At 65.3% G+C, this 20,635-nt stretch carries 23 protein-coding genes; 17 read left to right on the top strand and 6 right to left on the bottom strand.

Annotated features, from left to right (window positions below):
- The first annotated feature begins 28 nt into the window (after nt 1-28).
- The 4 genes from dnaX to BUA26_RS11585 all read left to right on the top strand — a co-directional run bounded on the left by dnaX (nt 29) and on the right by BUA26_RS11585 (nt 3,130).
- Nucleotides 29-1,723: a DNA polymerase III subunit gamma/tau gene (dnaX, locus tag BUA26_RS11570; protein ID WP_072760869.1), complete on the top strand. Its 1,695-nt coding sequence runs from the start codon at nt 29-31 to the stop codon at nt 1,721-1,723.
- On the top strand, nt 1,723-2,046 hold the full coding sequence (locus tag BUA26_RS11575; RefSeq protein ID WP_072760871.1) for a YbaB/EbfC family nucleoid-associated protein: 324 nt from the start codon (nt 1,723-1,725) through the stop codon (nt 2,044-2,046). The genes dnaX and BUA26_RS11575 overlap by 1 nt, the downstream gene beginning before the upstream one ends.
- 100 nt (nt 2,047-2,146) lie before the next feature.
- The gene (gene recR, locus BUA26_RS11580) at nt 2,147-2,749 is read left to right on the top strand and encodes a recombination mediator RecR (RefSeq protein ID WP_072760873.1); all 603 of its coding nucleotides are present in this window, start codon (nt 2,147-2,149) and stop codon (nt 2,747-2,749) included.
- 36 nt (nt 2,750-2,785) lie between these two features.
- Complete coding sequence (locus BUA26_RS11585; protein WP_072760875.1) at nt 2,786-3,130, top strand: histidine triad nucleotide-binding protein; 345 nt, start codon at nt 2,786-2,788, stop codon at nt 3,128-3,130.
- Between the two features lie 58 nt (nt 3,131-3,188).
- Here the strand turns inward: BUA26_RS11585 and BUA26_RS11590 are convergent, their stop codons facing one another.
- The 6 genes from BUA26_RS11590 to BUA26_RS11615 form a co-directional block, all read right to left on the bottom strand.
- A complete protein-coding gene (locus tag BUA26_RS11590; protein ID WP_072760877.1) occupies nt 3,189-3,773 on the bottom strand; it encodes a Slp family lipoprotein in 585 nt (194 codons plus the stop codon).
- A 46-nt stretch (nt 3,774-3,819) separates the two neighbouring features.
- Nucleotides 3,820-5,802 carry a transglutaminase TgpA family protein gene (locus BUA26_RS11595; protein WP_072760879.1) on the bottom strand — a complete coding sequence of 661 codons (1,983 nt, stop codon included), beginning with the start codon at nt 5,800-5,802 and terminating at the stop codon, nt 3,820-3,822.
- Complete coding sequence (locus tag BUA26_RS11600; protein WP_072760881.1) at nt 5,799-6,752, bottom strand: DUF58 domain-containing protein; 954 nt, start codon at nt 6,750-6,752, stop codon at nt 5,799-5,801. The genes BUA26_RS11595 and BUA26_RS11600 overlap by 4 nt, the downstream gene beginning before the upstream one ends.
- The gene (locus tag BUA26_RS11605) at nt 6,752-7,693 is read right to left on the bottom strand and encodes an AAA family ATPase (RefSeq protein ID WP_072760883.1); all 942 of its coding nucleotides are present in this window, start codon (nt 7,691-7,693) and stop codon (nt 6,752-6,754) included. Before BUA26_RS11605 ends, BUA26_RS11600 begins: the two co-directional genes overlap by 1 nt.
- Nucleotides 7,694-7,788: 95 nt before the next feature.
- The gene (locus BUA26_RS11610) at nt 7,789-8,388 is read right to left on the bottom strand and encodes a Maf family protein (RefSeq protein WP_072760886.1); all 600 of its coding nucleotides are present in this window, start codon (nt 8,386-8,388) and stop codon (nt 7,789-7,791) included.
- On the bottom strand, nt 8,385-8,840 hold the full coding sequence (locus BUA26_RS11615; protein WP_072760888.1) for a hypothetical protein: 456 nt from the start codon (nt 8,838-8,840) through the stop codon (nt 8,385-8,387). The genes BUA26_RS11610 and BUA26_RS11615 overlap by 4 nt, the downstream gene beginning before the upstream one ends.
- A 184-nt stretch (nt 8,841-9,024) precedes the next feature.
- On the opposite strand from BUA26_RS11615, the gene BUA26_RS11620 reads away from it, so the two are divergent.
- The 13 genes from BUA26_RS11620 (at nt 9,025) to BUA26_RS11680 (ending at nt 20,468) form a co-directional block, all read left to right on the top strand.
- Nucleotides 9,025-9,504, top strand: a complete 480-nt coding sequence (locus tag BUA26_RS11620) for a YceD family protein (protein ID WP_072760890.1) — start codon at nt 9,025-9,027, stop codon at nt 9,502-9,504.
- Nucleotides 9,505-9,572: 68 nt separating this feature from the next.
- Nucleotides 9,573-9,767, top strand: a complete 195-nt coding sequence (gene rpmF, locus BUA26_RS11625) for a 50S ribosomal protein L32 (protein WP_072760892.1) — start codon at nt 9,573-9,575, stop codon at nt 9,765-9,767.
- Between the two features lie 156 nt (nt 9,768-9,923).
- The gene (locus tag BUA26_RS11630) at nt 9,924-10,898 is read left to right on the top strand and encodes a beta-ketoacyl-ACP synthase III (protein WP_072760894.1); all 975 of its coding nucleotides are present in this window, start codon (nt 9,924-9,926) and stop codon (nt 10,896-10,898) included.
- Nucleotides 10,899-11,039: 141 nt separating this feature from the next.
- Nucleotides 11,040-11,987: an ACP S-malonyltransferase gene (gene fabD, locus BUA26_RS11635; RefSeq protein ID WP_072760896.1), complete on the top strand. Its 948-nt coding sequence runs from the start codon at nt 11,040-11,042 to the stop codon at nt 11,985-11,987.
- A 51-nt stretch (nt 11,988-12,038) separates the two neighbouring features.
- Nucleotides 12,039-12,782 carry a 3-oxoacyl-ACP reductase FabG gene (gene fabG, locus BUA26_RS11640; protein WP_072760898.1) on the top strand — a complete coding sequence of 248 codons (744 nt, stop codon included), beginning with the start codon at nt 12,039-12,041 and terminating at the stop codon, nt 12,780-12,782.
- Nucleotides 12,783-12,979: 197 nt separating this feature from the next.
- Nucleotides 12,980-13,219 carry an acyl carrier protein gene (gene acpP, locus BUA26_RS11645; protein WP_007805185.1) on the top strand — a complete coding sequence of 80 codons (240 nt, stop codon included), beginning with the start codon at nt 12,980-12,982 and terminating at the stop codon, nt 13,217-13,219.
- Between the two features lie 266 nt (nt 13,220-13,485).
- Complete coding sequence (gene fabF, locus BUA26_RS11650; RefSeq protein WP_072760900.1) at nt 13,486-14,724, top strand: beta-ketoacyl-ACP synthase II; 1,239 nt, start codon at nt 13,486-13,488, stop codon at nt 14,722-14,724.
- A 23-nt stretch (nt 14,725-14,747) separates the two neighbouring features.
- Entirely contained in the window at nt 14,748-16,073 is a 1,326-nt protein-coding gene (locus BUA26_RS11655) for an aminodeoxychorismate synthase component I (protein WP_255368374.1), read from the top strand.
- Nucleotides 16,073-16,903 (top strand): aminodeoxychorismate lyase, encoded by an 831-nt coding sequence (gene pabC / locus BUA26_RS11660; protein ID WP_072760904.1) that lies wholly within the window; start codon nt 16,073-16,075, stop codon nt 16,901-16,903. Before BUA26_RS11655 ends, pabC begins: the two co-directional genes overlap by 1 nt.
- Nucleotides 16,896-17,930: an endolytic transglycosylase MltG gene (gene mltG, locus BUA26_RS11665; protein WP_072760905.1), complete on the top strand. Its 1,035-nt coding sequence runs from the start codon at nt 16,896-16,898 to the stop codon at nt 17,928-17,930. The genes pabC and mltG overlap by 8 nt, the downstream gene beginning before the upstream one ends.
- Entirely contained in the window at nt 17,927-18,568 is a 642-nt protein-coding gene (tmk, locus tag BUA26_RS11670) for a dTMP kinase (RefSeq protein ID WP_072760906.1), read from the top strand. The genes mltG and tmk overlap by 4 nt, the downstream gene beginning before the upstream one ends.
- A complete protein-coding gene (gene holB / locus BUA26_RS11675; protein ID WP_072760907.1) occupies nt 18,565-19,500 on the top strand; it encodes a DNA polymerase III subunit delta' in 936 nt (311 codons plus the stop codon). Before tmk ends, holB begins: the two co-directional genes overlap by 4 nt.
- The gene (locus BUA26_RS11680; protein ID WP_343124222.1) at nt 19,497-20,468 is read left to right on the top strand and encodes a PIG-L deacetylase family protein; all 972 of its coding nucleotides are present in this window, start codon (nt 19,497-19,499) and stop codon (nt 20,466-20,468) included. Before holB ends, BUA26_RS11680 begins: the two co-directional genes overlap by 4 nt.
- Nucleotides 20,469-20,635 lie beyond the last annotated feature (167 nt).

Genomic DNA, 20,635 nt, shown 5'->3' on the forward strand with positions numbered 1-20,635 from the left:
ATCGACCTTCGCCCCAAGGTAGTCAGTCATGTCCTATCAGGTACTCGCCCGCAAGTGGCGCCCACGCAAGTTCGCCGAGCTGGTCGGGCAGGAGCATGTCGTGCGCGCGCTCACCAATGCGCTCGATACCGGGCGCATGCATCATGCCTACTTGTTCACCGGCACCCGCGGCGTCGGCAAGACCACGATCGCGCGCATCTTCGCCAAGTCGCTGAATTGCGAGCGTGGGCAATCGGCTGACCCTTGCGGCGAGTGCGCGGTGTGCACGGCGGTGGATGAAGGCCGCTTTGTCGACTTGCTGGAAATCGATGCGGCCAGCAACACCGGCGTGGACGACGTGCGCGAAGTGATCGAGAACGCGCAATACGCACCGTCGCGCGGCCGCTTCAAGGTGTACCTGGTCGATGAGGTGCACATGCTGTCGAAGAACGCATTCAATGCGTTGCTGAAGACGCTGGAAGAGCCGCCGCCGCACGTAAAGTTCCTGCTGGCCACCACCGACCCGCAGAAGCTGCCCGTGACGGTGCTGTCGCGCTGCCTGAAGTTCAACCTGAAGCGGTTGCTGCCGGAACAGATATCCGGCCAGATGCGGCACATTCTCGGTGCCGAGAACATTGCCTACGAAGACAGCGCGATCGGCGAGCTGGCCCGTGCGGCGGACGGCTCCCTGCGTGACGGCCTGTCGCTGCTCGACCAGGCGATTGCCTACGGTGGCGGTGCGCTGCATGCAGACGATGTGCGCACCATGCTTGGCAGCGTGGCGCGCGGACAGGTGCTGGGTGTGCTCGATGCGCTGGCTTCCGGCGATGGCGAACGCCTGCTGACCGAATGCACGCAGATCGCCTCGTACTCGCCGGACTTCGGCGGCGTGCTGGACGATATCGCCAGCGTGCTGCATCGATTGCAACTGATCCAGCTGATTCCCGGTTATCGGCCGGACGAAGACGGTGACGACGACAACGCGCTGGCTACCCTGGCCGAACGGATGACGCCGGAGGACGTGCAGCTGTATTACCAGATCGCCACGTCCGGCCGCCGCGACCTGGCACTGGCCCCGGATGCGCGCACCGGCTTCGAGATGGCGTTGCTGCGGATGCTGGCATTCCGGCCCGGCGATGGCGCACCAAGCGCTCGTGCGGACCGTCCGGCTGCGGGCAGCCCTGTGCCGGCACCACCCTCACCGCGACAGGCCGCTGCCGCAACGGCACGCCCGGCTGTTGCGACAGAACGCCGACACGATCCGGCGCCGCCAGTGCGTGCGGAACCGGCATCAAGTCCCGCGATCGCCGCAGCACCGGTGGCGCGGGATGCCAGTGGTCTGCCGAACTGGGAAAGCTTGATCGAGCGTGCCGGTCTGCGCGGCCCGTTCGGCCTGCTGGCGCAGAACGCGGTATTGCGCGAGCGCGACGGACAAACCCTGGTGCTCGCGTTGCAGCCGGCTCACATGAGCCTGGCGGTGGAGCCGATGGTCAGCCAGATGGAAGAACGGATCGGGCAGGCGCTAGGCGAGCGCATTCGCCTGCGCTTCGTCAATCACAGTCAGAGTGACGCGGCGGCGGAAACCCCGGCGGCGCGTGCGGCGCAGGTGCGTGACTCGGCACAGGCTGCAGCCGAGCAATCGATAGCCGACGATCCGGTGGTTCAATCGATGAAGCGCGAGTTCGGCGCCCGCGTCGTGCCGCAATCCGTCAAACCCTTTGACAACGAATCCGGAGCAGTGTGATGAGAGGACAGATTGGTCAGCTGATGCAGCAGGCTCAGCGCATGCAGGAAGACATGAAGCGTGCGCAGGAAGAAATCGCCAAGCTGGAAGTCACCGGCAGTGCTGGCGGTGGCCTGGTCAGTGTGGTGATGACCGGCGCGCATGAAGTGCGCCGCGTGCAGATCGACCGGCAGACATTCGCCGACGATCCGGAAATGGCCGAGGATCTGGTCGCCGCCGCGGTCAACGATGCAGTGAACAAGGTGGCCGAGCTCAGCAAGAACAAGCTCGGCGGCGTTACCGCCGGGCTGAATCTTCCGGCCGGTTTCAAGATGCCGTTCTGAAAGCAGGAGTGAGTGAAGAAGAGTGAGAGAGGGCATCAGCTTATCGCTCCCCGCTTTTCTCTCACTCCTCACTCCTCTTCACTCCCTATTCGGATCATCCATGTCATCCGGCTCCCCCCTTCTCGCCGAACTGATCGAAGCCCTGCGCTGCCTGCCCGGCGTGGGCGGCAAGAGTGCGCAGCGAATGGCCTTCCATTTGCTGGAGCGTGAGCGGGAGCGTGGCCTGAAACTGGCTGCCGCACTGGAACAGGCGATGCAGCGCATCGGCCATTGCAGCCAGTGCCGCAATTTCAGCGAAGAGCCGTTGTGCTCGTTGTGTGCCAGCAGCAGCCGCGATCGCCAGGTGTTGTGCGTAGTCGAATCGCCGACCGATCTGGCGGCGATCGAGCAAGCCACCGGCTATCGTGGCCAGTATTTCGTGCTGATGGGGCGGCTGTCGCCGCTGGATGGGCTGGGGCCGGAAGAACTGGGGCTGGCACAGCTGACCCAGCGTCTGGGCGAAGGCGAGATCGAGGAAATGATCATCGCCACCAATCCCACGGTGGAAGGCGAAGCGACCGCGCATTATCTGGCCCAGCTGGCCCGTGCCGGCGGCGTGCGGCCGACCCGCTTGGCGCATGGTGTGCCGCTTGGTGGCGAACTGGAGTACGTCGACCGCAGCACTCTGGCGCATGCGTTCGGCAGCCGCCAGTTGCTTGATTGACCGGTTGCTTGATTGAAACAGCAGAGGAAACAGGCGATGAGCGATACCATTTTCAGCAAGGTCATCCGCCGCGAGATTCCGGCAGACATCGTCTACGAGAACGACGAGGTACTGGCGTTTCGCGATCTGAATCCGCAGGCACCGGTGCATGTGCTGTTCGTACCTAAGCGATCGCTGGCAACACTCAACGAAGCGACCGCGGGTGACGCGGAATTACTTGGCCATCTGCTGCTGGCCACCGCGGATTACGCGAAGCAGGAAGGTTTTGCCGAGCAGGGTTATCGCACGGTGATCAACTGCAACGAGAATGGCGGACAGACGGTATTTCATCTGCACGTGCATCTGCTGGCCGGCCGGCGCATGCATTGGCCGCCGGGCTGAATACGCCATCCCGTACAAAAAAACGCCGGCGTGATGCCGGCGTTTTTTTGTACGGATATTACTTCGGCGCCGGTGGTGGCGGCCGCACGATGATTACCCGTCGCGGGCCTCCCCAATATCCGGGGCCCCATGGACCGCCCCAGTACGGGCCGAAGCCAGGGCCCCAGAACGGGTCGTAGAAGCCGGGCGGGTAATCCACGACGATCGGACGTTTCGGCCACAGGTAGACCACGTCGGCTTCCACGCGCGGGTAGGCGTAGTCGAACTCGCCGACCTTCTGCGACACGGTGCCGTGCAGCGTGCCGGTTACGGTCAGCTCGCGTCCTCGGACGAAGACTTCCGGGTCGTAGAAGCCGTCGCGGCAGGCAACAAAGCGACCCTGGTTTTCGCCGGCGTTGCCGGCTTGCGGACGCGCCTGACTGTCCAGCGGACGCGACAGCAGATAGAAACAGGTCTGTTGCGGACCCGGCTCGGTCTTGATGATCTCGCCACCCCAGCGTACGCGGGTGCCGCCGGCGCCGCCTTGCTGGGCGCTGGTAGTGGAGACATCGGTATAGGTGCCTTCCAGCGGTTTGGGGATCGTCGCGCAACCAGCCAGCAAGGCGAGGGCCGCAGCGAGGGTGAGGGGGCGGTACAGGGACATGGGATATCTCCGTCTTGGGCTACGGCATGCGCCGTCGCGTCTGCTCTTATTTGACCACGTTGACGACCCGAAAATCCTGCACGGTGCGTTGAAACATGCGCAATGATTCAGGCGGTGGTTCGTCATGGGCGTAACGCAATTCCAGGTAACAGCTCATCAACCTCGCAAGCTCGTCGCGTTGGCCGGGCAGCGCACGCGCGGCCCGACTCAGATAGTGCTGTGGGCCTTCGGCGAGCCCGCGAACGACACCCATGCGTGCAAGTTTTCGTTCCAACTCGCGCAGCGCGTCACGCAAAGGATCGCGTGGCCGTCGCCGCAACAAAGCCCACGCCAGCCCGATCGCAATGAACAGCACACTGCTGACCGCCAGCAATATGCCCAACGTCGCGGTATCGGTATCGCGGATGCCAAACGGCGTCAGCAGGCCACGCTGACGCAAGGCGTCAAAACCGATAACGCCTTGGTCCCACCAGCGGTTGACGATGTCCCAGTGATTGCGCAGACCTTGCAGCCAGTCGTTGCGATACCAGGACAATTGATCGCCCGCGGCGGCGGCGGCTCCCAGCGAGACCCGCTCCGGCCGTACCGCTCCCGTGGGATCGATCCGGACCCAGCCACGGCCGGCCAGCCACACTTCGCTCCACGCATGCGCATCGGAGTAACGAACCAGCAGGTACTCGCCGAGCTTGTTCCAGTAGCCGCCCTGATAGCCGGTGACCACCCGCGCCGGGATCCCGGCAGCGCGCATCAGCACGGTGAACGCCGACGAATAGTGCTCGCAGAAACCCTCGCGGGTGTCGAACAGGAAGTCGTCCACCGAATCGCGCCCCAGCGGTGCCGGTGCCAAGGTGTAGCGGAAGCCGCCATCGTGAAACAAGGTCAGCGCGGCTTGCACGATCGCGGCATCGTCGCTGCCGTAGCGCTGCCGCCATTGCGTGGCCAGCGCCTGCGTGCGCGGATTGAAACCCGCAGGCAGGCGCAGGCCGAGACGGCGCGAACGGTCGTCCAGGGTGGATTGCAGCCGGTAACGCAATGCGGAGCGTGCGGAATAGCTGACTTCATCATTCACCGGCTTGTCGACCAGCACTTCACGGTCAGCCTGCAGGCTGGCCTGCGCCGGTGCCTGCAGCGGCACGTCCAAGGTGGGGAGCACGCGCTGATGGGTAGGTTGCAGGCTGATCTGGTAGTGGATCGAGCGGTCGGCTTCGAGCGTTGCCGGCTCCCGTGGCCCGGTGTACCGGGCATCGAGATAACGCCAGCTGCGGCCGTCGAAATTCCACATCACATAGGCACGGAAGTAACGCAGGTCTGGCGGTGGCGGTGCGCCTTCGAAACTGACCCGCATGGCCGGATGGTCGTCGGTGAGCAGGTCGGTGAAGTTGCCGGGCGACATGTTGTCGCTGAGACCGGTGCGCGCGGGTCCCGGCGAAGGCGCGCCCCACAACGGCGAGCTAAGCCGCGGCACCAGCAGGAACGCAGCCAGTGCCAACGGCAACGCCGCCGCCGACAAGGCCAGCCCGGGCAACAAGCCGCGCGCCAGGCTGGTGGGGGCTTGTCCCGGTTCCAGTGAGCGCAAAGTGGCCAGTGCCGGCAGCAGGCCGAGCGCGACCACGACGGTGGCGACCAGCCCCTGATCGAACAACAGCGCCGTCATCAACCCGAAGCAGGCGAAGCTGGTGCCGACGCGGGCGTCACGGGCGGTCTCGGTTTCCAGCAGTTTCAGGATCAGCAGACCGACGGCCAGCGCGCTACCCGGCTCACGGCCGAAGATGTTGCCGTATTCGACGATCACCGCCAGCGTCAGCAAGGCCAGCAGCGGCAGCTTGAGCCAGCGCGGTACGCGACCGGCTCGCTGACGCCGCTGCCACCAGCGGCCGCCAAGCGTCAGCGCCAGCGCCATGCTGAGCCACCAGGGCAGATGCGGCGCGTGCAACCCCAATACCAGGGCCATGGTGAGGCTGAGCAGATCGAATGCACGCGAGTCGATCGGTGGCTCGACCGCTTTCCTGCGCGGCGTAGGCGACGTCATGGCAACTGCGCCAGCGCGCTCATGCAGCGCGCGTAATGCAGCGGGCCGCTGTTGCTGGCGATTTCGTTGCCGGGCAACCACAGGCTGTAACTGCAACGTTGGGCTTGCGCTTCGTTCAACCAGCGCGCGAGGCGGGCAATGCGTGCCTCGTTGTCCAGCGCACTCAGTTGGCGCCAATCCAACTGCCATTGCGGACGGCTCTGCGGCTGCTCGAAATCCTTCACCAGCAGATGGTCGTGACGGGCACTGGCCTTCCAGGCGATGTGCCGTTGCGGATCGCCCGCCCGATAGTCGCGCAGTGCAGCCAGCTCGTCGCCGCGATGCAGGCGCATGTGGCGCGCATCATCGGCAGGCGCGTGCGGCGAGGGTCCGGCCACTTCCGGTCGCGGCCACACCAGTACCGATTGATCGGGATACAGCCAGCTCCACACCCGAAACAGGCCCAGCGGCCAGGTACTCCACAGGCGCAACCGCGGCAGCGGTTGCCAGCCGCGTTGCACGGTGGGCAAGGTGAGCTTTACCTGGGCGGTGGTGTTGGCGTCGATTGCGAAGGCGACGGTGTCGCCGCTCAGGTCGAGGCGGATGGCATTGCGCTGGCGGCTGGAGTCGAAGGCCAGGGTGAGTTCGATGGCTTGGCCGGCGATGGCATGACCGGCGCGGATGTGGCTCAGGCGCAAACCGTCCAGACTGCGAAATGCCACCAGCATGCTGGCCGCGCTGGCTGCGCCAAGCAGGCAGGTGAGCAGCAACGCGGCGTTGTTGGCGTAGTTCAGCGCGCCGACCAGCATCACGAGCAGCAATATCGAGAAGCCGATGCCGAAACCGCTGGGCACGATGTAGATGCGCCGCCGATGCAATTCGATCGGCAGGCTCTCGGGGCGGCGAAACCGGGTAAGTGCCGGCAGCCGTTGTTCGGCCCATCGCTGGAAGCGCTGCAAGGGGTCTCGCATCAATCCACCGCTACCTCGGCTAGCAGCTGTCGCGCCAGCGTATCGCCGTTGGCGCCGCGCGCCGGCAGCAGGCGGTGCGCAGCCAACGGCACGAACAGCGCCTGGATGTCTTCCGGCAACACATGGTTGCGGCCGGACAGCAGCGCCCAGGCGCGCGCCGCGCCCAGCAGGGCCAGGCCGGCACGCGGCGACAAGCCCACGCGGATGTCGGGATGGCGGCGGCTGGCGGCGAGCAAGGCCTGCAGATAATCGAGCAGGGCCGCGCTGGCGGTGAGCGCCTGTGCCCGCCGGTGCAACGCGATCAATGCACTGCCATCGAGTTGAGGATTCAGTTGCGCCAACAGGTCGCGGCGATCGGTGCCGGTAAGCAGGGCGCGTTCGGCGGTGGCATCCGGGTAGTCCAGCGACAGCCGCAGCATGAAGCGGTCGAGCTGCGAATCGGGTAGCGGGAAGGTGCCGTTGAGGTCCAGCGGATTCTGCGTGGCGACGACGAAGAACGGTTGCGCCAGCGCGTGCGTCTGGCCATCGATGGTGACCTGATCCTCGGCCATTGCTTCCAGCAGCGCGCTTTGTGTTTTCGGACTGGCGCGGTTGATCTCGTCGGCCAGCAGCAGGCCGGTGAAGATCGGCCCGGGATGGAAGCGGAACTGGCCGGTCTCGCGCTCGTACACGCTGACGCCGATGATGTCCGACGGCAGCAGGTCGCTGGTGAACTGCACGCGCTGGAACTCCAGTGCGAAAGTGGCCGCCAGCGCGTGCGCCAGTGTGGTCTTGCCCACCCCTGGAACGTCCTCCAGCAGCAGATGCCCGCCGGCGATCAGGCAGGTGAACGCGAGTTTTACCTGGCGCGGCTTGCCCAGCAGCACGCGATTGACCTGGGCCATCGCGGCTTCCAGACGCTGCTGCAGAGGTTCTTCATGTGGTTGGGTGATGGCGGACATGGTTCTTCTGCAGTGGGCTGGATCGGGGGACGGGGGACATGCGTGCTACGCGGACACGACTGCAGCAGTGTAGCGATGGTTCGGTGCGTCGAACCCTACGGCAGATCGATGCCTGTTTCACGCAGCAGCCGCGCCAGCGCGATCAGCGGCAACCCGATCAGCGCGCTGGGATCACGGTTGTCGATCGACTCGAACAAGCTGATGCCCAGGCCCTCGCACTTGAAACTGCCGGCACAGTCGAGCGGCTGTTCGCGTTCGATATAACGGTTGATCTCCGCCAGGCCCAGTTCGCGAAAAAGTACGCGGGTGTGATCGACATGGGTATGCCGCCGCCCGTCGCGGGTATCGAGCAGGCACAGCGCGGTATGAAAGTGCACTTCGCGGCCTGAGCTGGCGGCGAGCTGGGCGCGGGCGCGTTCGGCGGTGCCGGGCTTGTCGAGAATCATGCCGTCGAGTTCGGCGACCTGGTCGGAACCGATCACCAGCGCGTCGCGCGAACGGCCGGCCACCGCTTCGGCCTTGGTGACGGCCAGCCGCAGGGCGCGTTCCGCTGGTACTTCATCCGGCAACGGGGTCTCATCGGTGCCAGGGGCCGACTGCTCGAAATCCGCGATCAGCCGGCGCAACAGTTCGCCGCGGTAGCGCGAGGTCGAGCCCAGTACGATCCGGGGCGGCGTGGGGTGGGGTGCCATCATGTATCCGAATCGCGCCGGATGTGTTCGCGCATGGCGCTGTTCAGGTCACTCTGGGCCTGTGTGAGCGCCTGCAGCAAGGGTTGCAGGCGGTCGCGGGTGCTGCGCATCGAGGCGGCGGCCTCGTCCAGCTCCCGCTGACTGGCCTGCGGCGAGCGATCGCGGATCCACAGGCGTTGCTGCAACAGGCCGCGCAGGCCGGCGTCGATCGCATGTTGTGCGTCCTGTTCGCTGGCGGCGGGCAGGTCGGGATTGAGCGACATCACCGCGTGCGCCTGCTGCAGGCCGGATCGGCAGGTCTTGAGGTCCGCTTCGAGCCGGTCGGCCAGGTCAAGCAGGCCGCGCAGGCTGGCGCCGCGTTGTGCCTGGCGTCGGCGCAGCAGCCAGACCGCGCCCAGCAGGGCAATCAACAGCACCAGCAGCGCGGTGGTGCCGAGCGTCAAATAGGGGTTCAAGGGCAGCGGCTCGGGCGACAGGGAGATTCAGTCTGCCGCATTGGGGCCGGATCAGGCAAAATAGGTGGCTTCCGAGGCACTTTGATGCCGTTCCGGCGTCGTGCCAGTTGACTTCGGGCGGCTTCGAACCTAACATTTCGCGATTATGTCCGTGACACTGCCAGAGTCCGTGGACGCTTGGCGCATGGTCTCGGCGCGGCGTTCGTTCGAGGGAACGCTACCCATCGCGGCCATGTCACGCCTTTGCGAGGTGTTGGCGAGTGCGGACGGGGTGGTGCAGTTCGAGCTGGATTTCGGGCGCGACAGCCTCGGCATCAGCTATGTCGATGTTCGTGCTCAGGCTTCGCTGGCACTGGTCTGTCAGCGCACGCTGGAGCCGTTTGTACTGCCGGTCGAGGTGAATACCCGGCTTGGCCTGATCAAACAGGAGCGCGACGAGGCTGGCTTGCCGCCTGATTGCGAACCGCTGCTGGTGGCCGAGGATGGCCGATTGAATCCGGCGGATGTGATTGAAGACGAATTGTTGTTGGTGCTGCCGCTGGTTCCGATCAATCCGGACAGCAGCCTGCCCGACGAAGTGACAGGCTACGACCCGGCCGACCATACGACCGGTGACGAGCGCTCCGAAAATCCGTTCGCGGTACTGCGCGAACTGAAGAAGTAACCACCGACCCGGTCATCCGATCCGGGTCATGCCGCAACAGATCATCAAGTTTCCGTTGGAGAATTACCATGGCAGTTGCCAAGAGCCGCCGTACCCCGTCCACCCGCGGCATGCGTCGTTCGCACGACGCGCTGAAGACCGTGCAGCTGTCCACCGATCCGACCAGTGGCGAAGTGCATCTGCGCCATCACGTCACCAAGGACGGCTACTATCGCGGCAAGAAAGTGATCGACACCAAGGGTGCGGTGGCGGTCGAGGATTGATCGATTCCGCGGAATCCTGAGGGATCCCGGAATGTGGTCATGCGAGACGGCGCGGTGACGCGCCGTTTTGCGTTTAGTGGCGCCAGAACGTAACGTTGCGCTGTTGCGCAGACGCCCATGGCGCTCGATCCTCTGTATTCGTCGATGGATAGCTGAATGTCTCAGATCTACACCCGCATCATCGCCACCGGCAGCGCCTTGCCTGAGCGTGTGGTCACCAACGCCGATCTGGAAAAGATCGTCGACACCAGTGACGAATGGATCCACAGCCGCACCGGTATCCGCCAGCGCCACATCGCGGCCGACGGCGAGACCACCGGCGATCTGGCTTTCCTTGCCGCGCAGCGTGCGCTGGAAGCGGCCGGCGTCAAGGCTTCCGAACTCGATCTGATCGTTCTCGGCACCACCACGCCGGACATCATCTTTCCCTCGACGGCCTGCCTGGTGCAGCACCGGCTCGGTGCGAATGGTTGTGCCGCGTTCGACGTCAATGCGGCGTGCTCGGGCTTCGTCTACGCACTGGGCATCGCCGACAAGTTCATCAAGAGCGGCCAGTCGAAGAAGGTGCTGGTGATCGGCGCCGAGACGCTGACCCGCATGGTCGACTGGACCGAACGCGAAAGCTGCGTGCTGTTCGGCGATGGCGCCGGTGCGGTAGTGCTGGAGGCTTCAAGCGCACCGGGCATCTATGCCACCTGCCTGCATGCCGACGGCGGTTTCAAGCATCTGCTGTACAACCCGGTCGGCGTGTCGGTCGGCTTCAAGGACGAACCCAATCACGGCGTGCGCATCAAGATGTCCGGTCGCGAGGTGTTCAAGGTCGCGGTGAAGACGCTGGATTCGCTGGTCGATGAAACGCTGCAGGCGGCCGGCATGATCGAGTCGGATATCGATTGGCTGATTCCGCACCAGGCCAATTTGCGCATCATCGAAGCGACCGCCAAGCGCCTGAAGATGTCGATGGAGCGGGTCATCGTGACGGTCGACAAGCATGCCAACACCTCGTCCGGCTCGGTGCCGCTGGCGCTCGACTACGCCGTGCGTTCGGGCAAGGTGCAGCGCGGCCAGAACCTGCTGCTGGAGGCGTTCGGCGGCGGCTTCACCTGGGCCTCGACGTTGCTGCGCTACTGAGTCGCGGTGGTCGAAGTTTCTCGAGGACGCCGCCTCCGGGCGGCGTCTTGTTTTTTCCGCCTGCAAAATAACGAATACAGCTGCGTATGGGCGGCGATGCATGGCACCATGGCGGCTTTCGCCTATGGGGTTCGCGCATCCATGAGTTCAACTTCCGCTACGCTCGCTTTCGTTTTTCCCGGGCAGGGGTCGCAGTCGGTCGGCATGCTGGCCGAACTGGCCGCCGCGCATGCTGAAGTGGAGGCGACGTTCGAAGAGGCCTCGCAAGGCGCCGGGCTCGATCTGTGGAACTTGAGCGCGCAGGGACCGGAAGAGCAGCTCAACCGCACCGAAAACACCCAGCCGGCATTGCTCGCCGCCAGCGTGGCGGTGTGGCGGGTATGGCAGAAACTCGGTGGCGCGCAACCGACCCAGTTGTCCGGTCACAGCCTGGGTGAATACAGCGCGCTGGTCTGCGCCGGTGCGCTGTCGCTGCATGACGCGGCAGCCTTGGTAGCCGAACGTGGCCGACTGATGCAGGCGGCCGTGCCAGCTGGCGTCGGCGCGATGGCGGCGATCCTCGGTGGCGACGATGCGCAGATCGCTGCGGTATGCGAGGAAGTGGCGCAAGGACAGGTGGTATCGCCGGCCAACTTCAATTCGCCAGGCCAATTGGTGATCGCCGGCAATGCCGAGGCGGTCGAGCGTGCGCTGGCGAGACTTGCCGAGCTGGGTGTGAAGAAAGCCATCAGGCTGGCGGTGTCGGTGCCGTCGCACTGTGCGCTGATGCGCGAAGCCGCCGATCGGCTGGGTGAACGGATGGCCTCGATCGCCTGGCAGTTGCCGTCGATCCCGGTAGTGCAGAACGCCGAGGCGCGCAGTTACGGCACGGTGGAAGAGATTCGCGGCGCGCTGCAGCGCCAGCTGTATCTGCCCGTACGTTGGACCGAATGCGTGCAGACACTGGCCGCCGGTGGCGCCACGCGGGTCGCCGAATGCGGTCCGGGCAAGGTGCTGACGGGCCTGGTCAAGCGCATCGACAAGGCTCTCGAGGCGCGCGCCATCGGTGCGCCGGCAGAACTGGATGCCGCACGCGCCGAATGGGTGTGATCTTTCGCGGCACGCACGATTCCCTTTTTCGAATGTCAGGAACCTCTACAGATGAGCAACCCACTGCAAGGTGAAATCGCGCTGGTCACCGGCGCCAGCCGCGGCATCGGTGCGGCCATCGCCGATGAATTGGCGGGAATGGGCGCCACCGTGATCGGCACGGCGACCAGCGAGAGCGGCGCCAGCGCGATCGGCGATCGGCTGGCTGCGCACGGTGGCCATGGCCGCATGCTGAATGTCACTGACAGTGCCGCCGTCGACGCACTGGTCGACAGCATTGCCAAGGAATTCGGTGCGGTGTCGATCCTGGTCAACAACGCCGGCATCACTCGCGACCAGCTGCTGATGCGGATGCGCGAGGAAGACTGGAACATCATCCTCGATACCAACCTCAGCTCGGTCTATCGAACTTCCAAGGCAGTGATGCGGGGCATGATGAAGGCGCGCAAGGGCCGCATCATCTCGATCGCCTCGGTGATCGGCCTCACCGGCAACCCGGGTCAGGCGAACTACGCTGCGGCCAAGGCCGGCATCATCGCGTTCTCCAAGTCGCTGGCGCGCGAGATCGGTAGCCGTGGCATCACCGTCAACGTGGTGGCGCCGGGCTTCATCGACACCGACATGACCCGCTCGCTGCCGGAAGAGTCGAAGCAGGCACTGCTCGGCCAGATCGCGCTGGGCCGGCTCGGTGAGGTCGCCGACATCGCCAAGGCGGTGGGTTTCCTGGCCTCGCCGGCGGCGGCCTACATCACCGGCGAAACCCTGCACGTCAACGGCGGCATGTATATGGCGTAAGGCTTGTGGAAGCAGTTGTCGCCAGCGGGCTCGTTTTAGGCGACAATTGCGCTTTCGCGTCGGTCCCCATGGACTGCTTCCTGGTATCACCGGCGAATCGTGGCGGCTTGGCGGTTTAGCCACTACAATGCCGCCGGCCTTTTGCGGGCATTACGCCGGCACAGACAAACATTTACTCCTTGAGAGGTATGGGCAACATGAGCACCATCGAAGAGCGCGTCAAGAAAATCGTCATCGAGCAGTTGGGCGTGAAGGAAGATGAAGTCACGGCGAACGCTTCGTTCGTGGACGATCTGGGCGCAGACTCGCTGGACACGGTGGAACTGGTGATGGCGCTCGAGGAAGAGTTCGAGACCGAGATTCCCGACGAAGACGCCGAGAAGATCACCACCGTGCAGCAGGCCGTGGATTACATCAAGGCCCACTCCAAGGATTGATTGGCACGGAATGGATTGATCAGGCACCGATCGATTCGGGATTGCATGCCCCCTGCCGGACTGGCAGGCATTTCATTGGCCAGTCTGTCCAAGTGGGAATATCGAACGCTGCGCCTTCTTGGCGCAGTTTTCGTTTCTGCATTTTGTAACGTCCGACCCCGTATGGTGTGCGGGATGCGTCGCTGCCACGGCGGATGACGTATCTGCGATCGGTATCGCGAAGTACCCGCTGACGGTGGTTTTGCGGAATCACGAAGGAATACAGCATGAGCAAGCGTCGAGTAGTAGTGACCGGCATGGGCATCATCTCGCCGGTCGGCAACGATATCGCCACCGCCTGGGAGCGTGTTCTCAAAGGTGTCAGCGGGATCGGCCCGGTCACCCATTTCGATACCTCCGCTTATTCCACGCGCATCGCCGGTCAGGTCAGCGGCTTCGATCCGGCGCAGTGGATGCCGGTCAAGGACGTCAAGAAGATGGACCCGTTCATCCACTACGGCGTGGCGGCGGGCACCCAGGCGTTGCGCGATTCCGGATTGGAAGTGACCGAAGAAAACGCGCCGCGCATCGGCGTGGCGGTCGGCGCCGGCATCGGCGGCCTGTACACGATCGAGGCGACCACGCTGGAACTGGCTGCCAAGGGGCCACGCCGGGTCTCGCCGTTCTACGTGCCCAGTTCGATCATCAACATGGTGTCGGGCCAGTTGTCGATCATGTTCGGGCTGAAAGGGCCGAACATCGCCTGTGTCACCGCATGCACCACGGCGACCCACAACATCGGCCTGGCTGCGCGGATGATCCAGTACGGCGATGCCGATGCGATGATCGCCGGCGGCACCGAGTTCGCCACCACCGGTACCGCGATGGCCGGCTTCTGCTCGGCCAAGGCGATGTCTACCCGCAACGACGACCCGACCAAGGCCAGCCGTCCGTGGGACAAGGACCGCGACGGCTTCGTGCTGTCCGACGGTGCCGGCGTGCTGATGCTGGAAGAGTACGAACACGCCAAGGCGCGCGGCGCCCGGATCTACGCCGAGCTGGTCGGCTTCGGCATGAGCGGTGACGCGTTCCACATGACCGCACCGAGCGAGGGTGGCGAGGGCGCGGCGCGCTGCATGCAGAGCGCGTTGAACGATGCCCACGTCGCGCCGACCGATGTGCAATACGTCAATGCGCATGGCACCTCCACGCCACTCGGCGATCTGGGCGAGGTGATGGCGGCGAAGAAGATCTTCGGCGATCACGCCTACAAGCTGGCGATGAGCTCGACCAAGTCGACGACCGGGCATCTGCTGGGTGCGGCCGGCGGCGTCGAAGCCATCTTCACCATTCTGGCGCTGCGCGATCAGGTGTTGCCGCCGACGATCAACCTGGACGAGCCAAGCGAAGGCTGCGATCTGGACTTCGTGCCGCATACCGCGCGCGAGGCGAAGCTCGATGTGGCGATCTCCAATTCGTTCGGCTTCGGCGGCACCAACGGCACGCTGGCATTCCGTCGCGCCTGAGCGTGACCTGCCAGCAGCGTACCCTGAAAGGCCGGCGCGACTTGCTCGCGCCGGCCGCTTCATTTCCGGAGCGCTATCCGTGCCTGCTGGAAAGCGTGGTGCGCGGCACCGCGCAGTCGCGTTACGACATTCTGTTCGCGTTTCCCGGTGACCGGCTCGTGCTGCACGTGGACGGCCGGCTCCGCGATGGTGCGGGCAACCTGCGCGCGGGACGTTTCCTCGATGCGCTGGACGCGGCCTGGCAAGCCGAACGATTGCAACCGGACGACGATGAGCTGCCGTTTCATGGCGGCTGGGTACTGTTCCTGGCGTACGAACTGGCCGGCGAGATCGAGCCGAAATTGAATCTGCGGGCGCCTGCGGCATTGCCGGTGGCACTCGCCGTGCGCTGCCCGGCGGCGGTGATCGTCGACCACGCACGCGACTGCACGATCCTGATTGCCGAGGCGGGCCATGAGCACGTACTCGATGCGCTGGAGCGAGATCTCGCGACAACTCCATCGATTCCGTCGCTGGTTGCACCGATAGCGTGGGAAGAAGATGCGCCGCAGCGTTTTCTGGACGGTGTGACGCGCATTCACGAACATCTGTACGCCGGCGACATTTTTCAGGTGAATCTGTCGCGGGCCTGGCGGGCGCGTTATGCGCAGCCACCGCTGCCGGCGGCGCTGTACGCGGTGCTGCGCCAGGCCAATCCGGCACCGTTTGCCGGCCTGCTGCAGCAACCGGAATGGGCCGTGGTCAGTTCATCGCCCGAGCGGCTGGTCGAAGTACGCCGCGGCGTGGCGCAGACCCGGCCGATTGCCGGTACGCGGCCGCGGTTGCCCGGTGATGACGAGCTGGCGCGCATCCGCGAATTGAGCGCGCATCCGAAGGAGCGCGCCGAGCATGTGATGCTGATCGACCTGGAGCGCAACGATCTTGGCCGCGTCTGCGTGCCGGGCACGGTCGAGGTCGATGAGTTGATGGCGGTGGAAAGTTACGCCCACGTTCACCACATTGTCTCCAATGTACGTGGCCACCTGCGTGCCGAGGTGACACCTGGCGAAGTGATCGCGGCCACTTTCCCCGGTGGCACCATCACCGGGTGTCCCAAGGTGCGTTGCATGGAAATCATTGCCGCACTGGAAGACGCGCCGCGTGGTGCGTACACCGGCGCGCTGGGTTATCTCGATCGCAACGGTGACCTCGATTTGAACATCCTGATCCGCACCCTGACCCTGACCGGCCATGAAGTCAGCCTGCGCGCCGGTGCCGGCATCGTTGCCGATTCAGTGGCAGCGAGTGAACTGGATGAAACCCGCGCCAAGGCCCGCGGTCTATTGCGCGCGCTGGGAGTGCCGGATTGATGGCCGTGCGCATGCTGATCAACGGCGTGGCCGCTGACCAGGTGCCCGCATTGGATCGCGGCCTGGCTTACGGCGATGGCTTGTTCGAGAGCATCCGGCTCGTCGATGCCGTGGCGCCGTTGTGGTCGCGCCACATGCGGCGACTGGTCGAAAGCTGCGGGCGCCTGCGCATACCGCCGCCCGATACGATGCAGCTGTGGTCCGAGGTCCTGGAAGTCACCCGCGACATGCCGCACTCGGTGGTACGCATCACCGTGACGCGGGGTATCGGCGAGCGCGGTTACGCGTTGCCGGCAGCGCCGCAGCCGATGCGCGTGGTGGCGGCTTTCGCCCCGCCGCAGGTCGCAGATTCGGCATATGCGCAAGGCGTTCGCATGCGCGTATGCGATATCCGCCTGGCGGAACAGCCGCTGCTGGCGGGCATGAAACATCTCAATCGACTGGAACAAGTGCTGGCGCGGGCCGAGTGGAGCGACCCGGCGATCGCCGAGGGTGTGCTGTGCGATAGTCATGGAAGGGTGATTTCGGCGACCATGGCCAACCTGTTTGCGGTCGTCGACGGCATGCTGCTGACCCCGGCGCTGGATCGCTGCGGCGTGGCCGGTGTTGCCCGTGCCGAAGTGCTGGCGGCCTGCCCGCAAACGCAGGTCGGTGCGCTGACGCTGGACGCCTTGTTGGGGGCCAGCGAGGTTTTTCTCAGTTCGAGCGTGCGCGGCATCCTGCCGGTACGTTCACTGGACAAGCAGGATTATCCGGTGGGCGGGACAACCCGCCAGTTGCAACAGCATTGGCGCGATCTGGGATTACGATGGAGCAGGGCGGATGAGTGACAAATCGATGCGTGGGCGCGTGCGGCCACGTGTGTTGCTGATCATGCTGCTGGTGCTGGCCGCTGCGCTGGCCTATGGCTGGTACGACTTCAGTCGTTTCAGCCGCGCGCCGCTGAACGTGACGGCGCAGGGCGACAGCATCGACGTCGGCCGCGGCACCAGCTTCAGGAACATCGTCGGCGAATTGCACCAGCGCAACCTGAGCACGGCCAATACCTGGTACTGGCGGTTGCTGGCCGAGCAGATGCGCGTGGCAGGCAAGCTGCACGCCGGCGAGTACGCCCTGGACCTAGGCATCACCCCGCGCCAGTTGCTCGCCAACATGGCGGCCGGCAAGGTGTTGCAGCGCAATTTCACCATCGTCGACGGCTGGACTTTCGGCGAGTTGCGCCAGGCGCTCACCAAGGCCGACAAGCTCGGCCACGACAGCGTCAACCTGGACGACGCAACGATCATGCAGAAGATCGGCGCCCCCGGCGAGGCACCCGAGGGACGCTTCTTGCCGGAGACCTACGCCTACGTGAAAGGTGACAGCGACCTGGACATTCTCCGGCGTGCGCATGGCGCCATGGTAAAGACGCTCGATACGCTGTGGCCGTCGCGTGCCAAGGATCTGCCGCTGGCAACGCCGTACGACGCGCTGATCCTCGCTTCGATCGTGGAGAAGGAAACCGGCCGCCCCGACGAGCGCGCGCAGATCGCCGGCGTGTTCGTGCGGCGCCTGCAGAATCACATGTTGCTGCAGACCGACCCCAGCGTGATCTACGGCATGGGCTCGAGCTACGCCGGCAATATCCACAAGAGCGACCTCACCACCGATACCCCTTACAACACCTATACCCGGCCCGGACTGCCGCCGACACCGATTGCACTGCCGGGCAAGGCGGCGCTGCAGGCGGCACTGCATCCGGCCGCCGGTGACGCGCTTTATTTCGTCGCCCGCGGCGATGGCGGTCACGTTTTTTCCAGCACGCTGGAGGAACACAATCGCCACGTCGACTGCTATCAACGGAAACATTGCCAATGAGCGCGGTGCGCGGAAAGTTCATCAGCCTCGAAGGCGGCGAAGGCGCCGGCAAGAGCACCTTGCTGGCCGGCCTGCGCGCCTACATCGAACAGAGCGGCATTGCGCTGGTGCAGACGCGCGAGCCTGGCGGCACCGCCGTCGGCGAGGCCGTGCGTGCGATCGTGCTCGATCCGGCCCAGCGCGCGCTGGCTGCCGAAACCGAGTTGCTGCTGATGTTCGCCTCGCGGGCGCAGCTCGTGCGCGAGCTGATCGAGCCGGCCCTGAGCGCCGGGCAATGGGTACTGTGCGACCGCTTTGCCGATGCCAGCTACGCTTATCAAGGCGGCGGCCGCGGCCAGCCTGTCGCGCGCATTGCCGAGCTGGAACGCTGGGCCTGTGCTGGCGTGAAACCCGACCTGACCTTGCTGCTCGATCTGCCGGTGGCGACCGGACGTGCCCGCGCTGCCGGCCGCGGCGACGCCGACCGCATCGAGGTCGAGGCCGATGCTTTTTTCGAACGCGTGCGCATGAGCTATCGCGAACGCGCTGCGGCCGAGCCGGATCGTTTCCGGGTGATCGATGCCAGCCAGTCGCCCGCGGCGGTGCTGCAAGAGGCCACACGTGCGCTGGCCGTGCTGGTGGGAGGTTCGCCGGCATGAACCTCTTGCCCTGGCACGCCGAACACTGGGCGCGGCTGCAGGCACGCCGCCAGCGCGATGCGTTGCCGCATGCCTTGTTGCTATGCGGCGCGGCGGGCTTGGGCAAGCGCGCGTTCGCCCAGCGTTTCGTGCAGGGCTTGTTGTGCTCGGAATCCACCGACGGCGATCCGTGCGGCCGTTGCCGTAGTTGCCTGCTGGTTGCCGCCGGCACGCATCCGGACGTGATTCCGCTGAGCTTCGGCCTGCGTAAGGATGGCGTGATGCGCAGCGAGATCGTGGTCGACCAGATCCGCGAACTGTCGGCGCGACTGGCCATGCGCAGCCAGTTCGGCGGCTGGCAGGTCGCCACCATCGACCCGGCCGATGCGATGAATCCGGCCGCCGCCAACGCCTTGCTGAAGACGCTGGAGGAGCCTGCCACGCAGACCATGCTGATCTTGCTGGGCGATGCGCCATGGCGCTTGCCGCAAACCATACGCAGTCGCTGTCAGCGTATCGAATTCCATCTGCCGGCTGCTGCCGAGGCATTGGCGTGGCTGCAGAGTGAAGGTGTGCGCGATGCGGCCACCGCACTCGATGCCGCCGGCGGCAATCCCGGTCTGGCCCGTGCCTGGGCGCAGGAGGGCGCGCTCGATCGCCGGCTGGAAGTTCGCAAGGACCTGGCCGCACTCGCCGCGGGCCGTGGCCAGCCGCTGGATGTCGTCAAACGCTGGCTGGACAACGAGCCGGCGCAGCGGTTGTGGTTCGCCGCCCAGGCTGCCGCCGACGAGATCAAGGCGCGCTCGGCCGAGCGCGGCGGACCCCTGGCCAGCGCCATGGACGTCGAAGCGCTGGGCCACTGGTACGGCGCGGTCAACCGCACCCGCGAGGGCTTGCGCGGTCCATTGCGTGGCGACTTGCTGCTGCTGGAACTGCTGGCGCAGTGGCGTTGAACGAGTTCGCCGCGAATCCGCCTCCGACGATGCCGACGAACGGATTGCCGGCGTTTTCCGCGCAGACCCGCTTGCTGGTGGTGGCGCCGCATCCGGACGACGAAACCATCGCCACCGGTCTGCTGATCCAGCAGGTGCTGGCGGCGGGCGGCGAGGTGCGCATCCTGCTGCTGACGGCGGGCGACAACAATCCATGGCCGCAGCGCTGGCTGGAGCGGCGCGTATGGATCGGCGCCGCCGATCGGCAGCGCTGGGGACGGCGCCGGCACTCGGAATTGCTGCAGGCACTGCACTGCCTTGGCGCGCCGACACCGGCGCTGCAGACGCTGGGCTGGCCGGATATGGGGGTCACCGACATGCTGCTGCACGCGACAGCTGAGGCGGTACCGGCGCTGGCTTCGGCAATCCAGCGGTTTCGTCCCGACCTGGTCGCGCTGCCGGCGCTGGACGACCGTCATCCCGACCACGGCTCGGCGCATGTCCTGGTGCGGCTGGCGTTGGCCGGGCAGTCGGATCCGCCTCGACTGTTGGCCTATCTGGTGCATGGCCACGCGCATTACAACGGTTTCATCGAAATCCATGGCTCGGCCGCGCAAACAGCGAACAAGCGCAACGCGCTGGCAGCGCATCGCAGCCAGATGGCCTTGAGCAGCAAACGCCTGTGTCGCCTGACCGACATGCCGGAACGCTATCTCGACCTATCGGCGATGCCGACGGCTTCTTCTTCGACCCTCCCATGGCGGCCATCGAGATGGTTGCGGCCATGGTTACGGCTGAGCGTGGTCAGTGCGGCGGGAGCACAGAGCTGGCGCTGGCGGCACGCTCCGCTCCAACGCGACAGTCACGATCAGGATGCTTATCAGCTGATGGTTTTGGCTGGTACGGCTGCCGCTCCGCGTTTCGCCAGGCTGGCATTGGATCTGCCCTCTGTGTGGATATTCGACCACTGGGGCTGGTGCGCGCTCTGAACTGCGTTTCATCGTGGGCGCCGGTATTGCATAGCGCAATTGACAGGGCTAGTTTCTGTCGTGGGGGAAATGATGATGCGGGTGCAGCCAGGGGTTGAGCTGTCACCGCGACATCATCGAAACCGGTTGTCGACCCAGCTGCGACGTCGAAGCAAGCCGCTGGCTCC

Origin of the sequence: Rhodanobacter sp. OK091 (assembly GCF_900142825.1) — a bacterium.
Lineage (GTDB): Bacteria > Pseudomonadota > Gammaproteobacteria > Xanthomonadales > Rhodanobacteraceae > Rhodanobacter.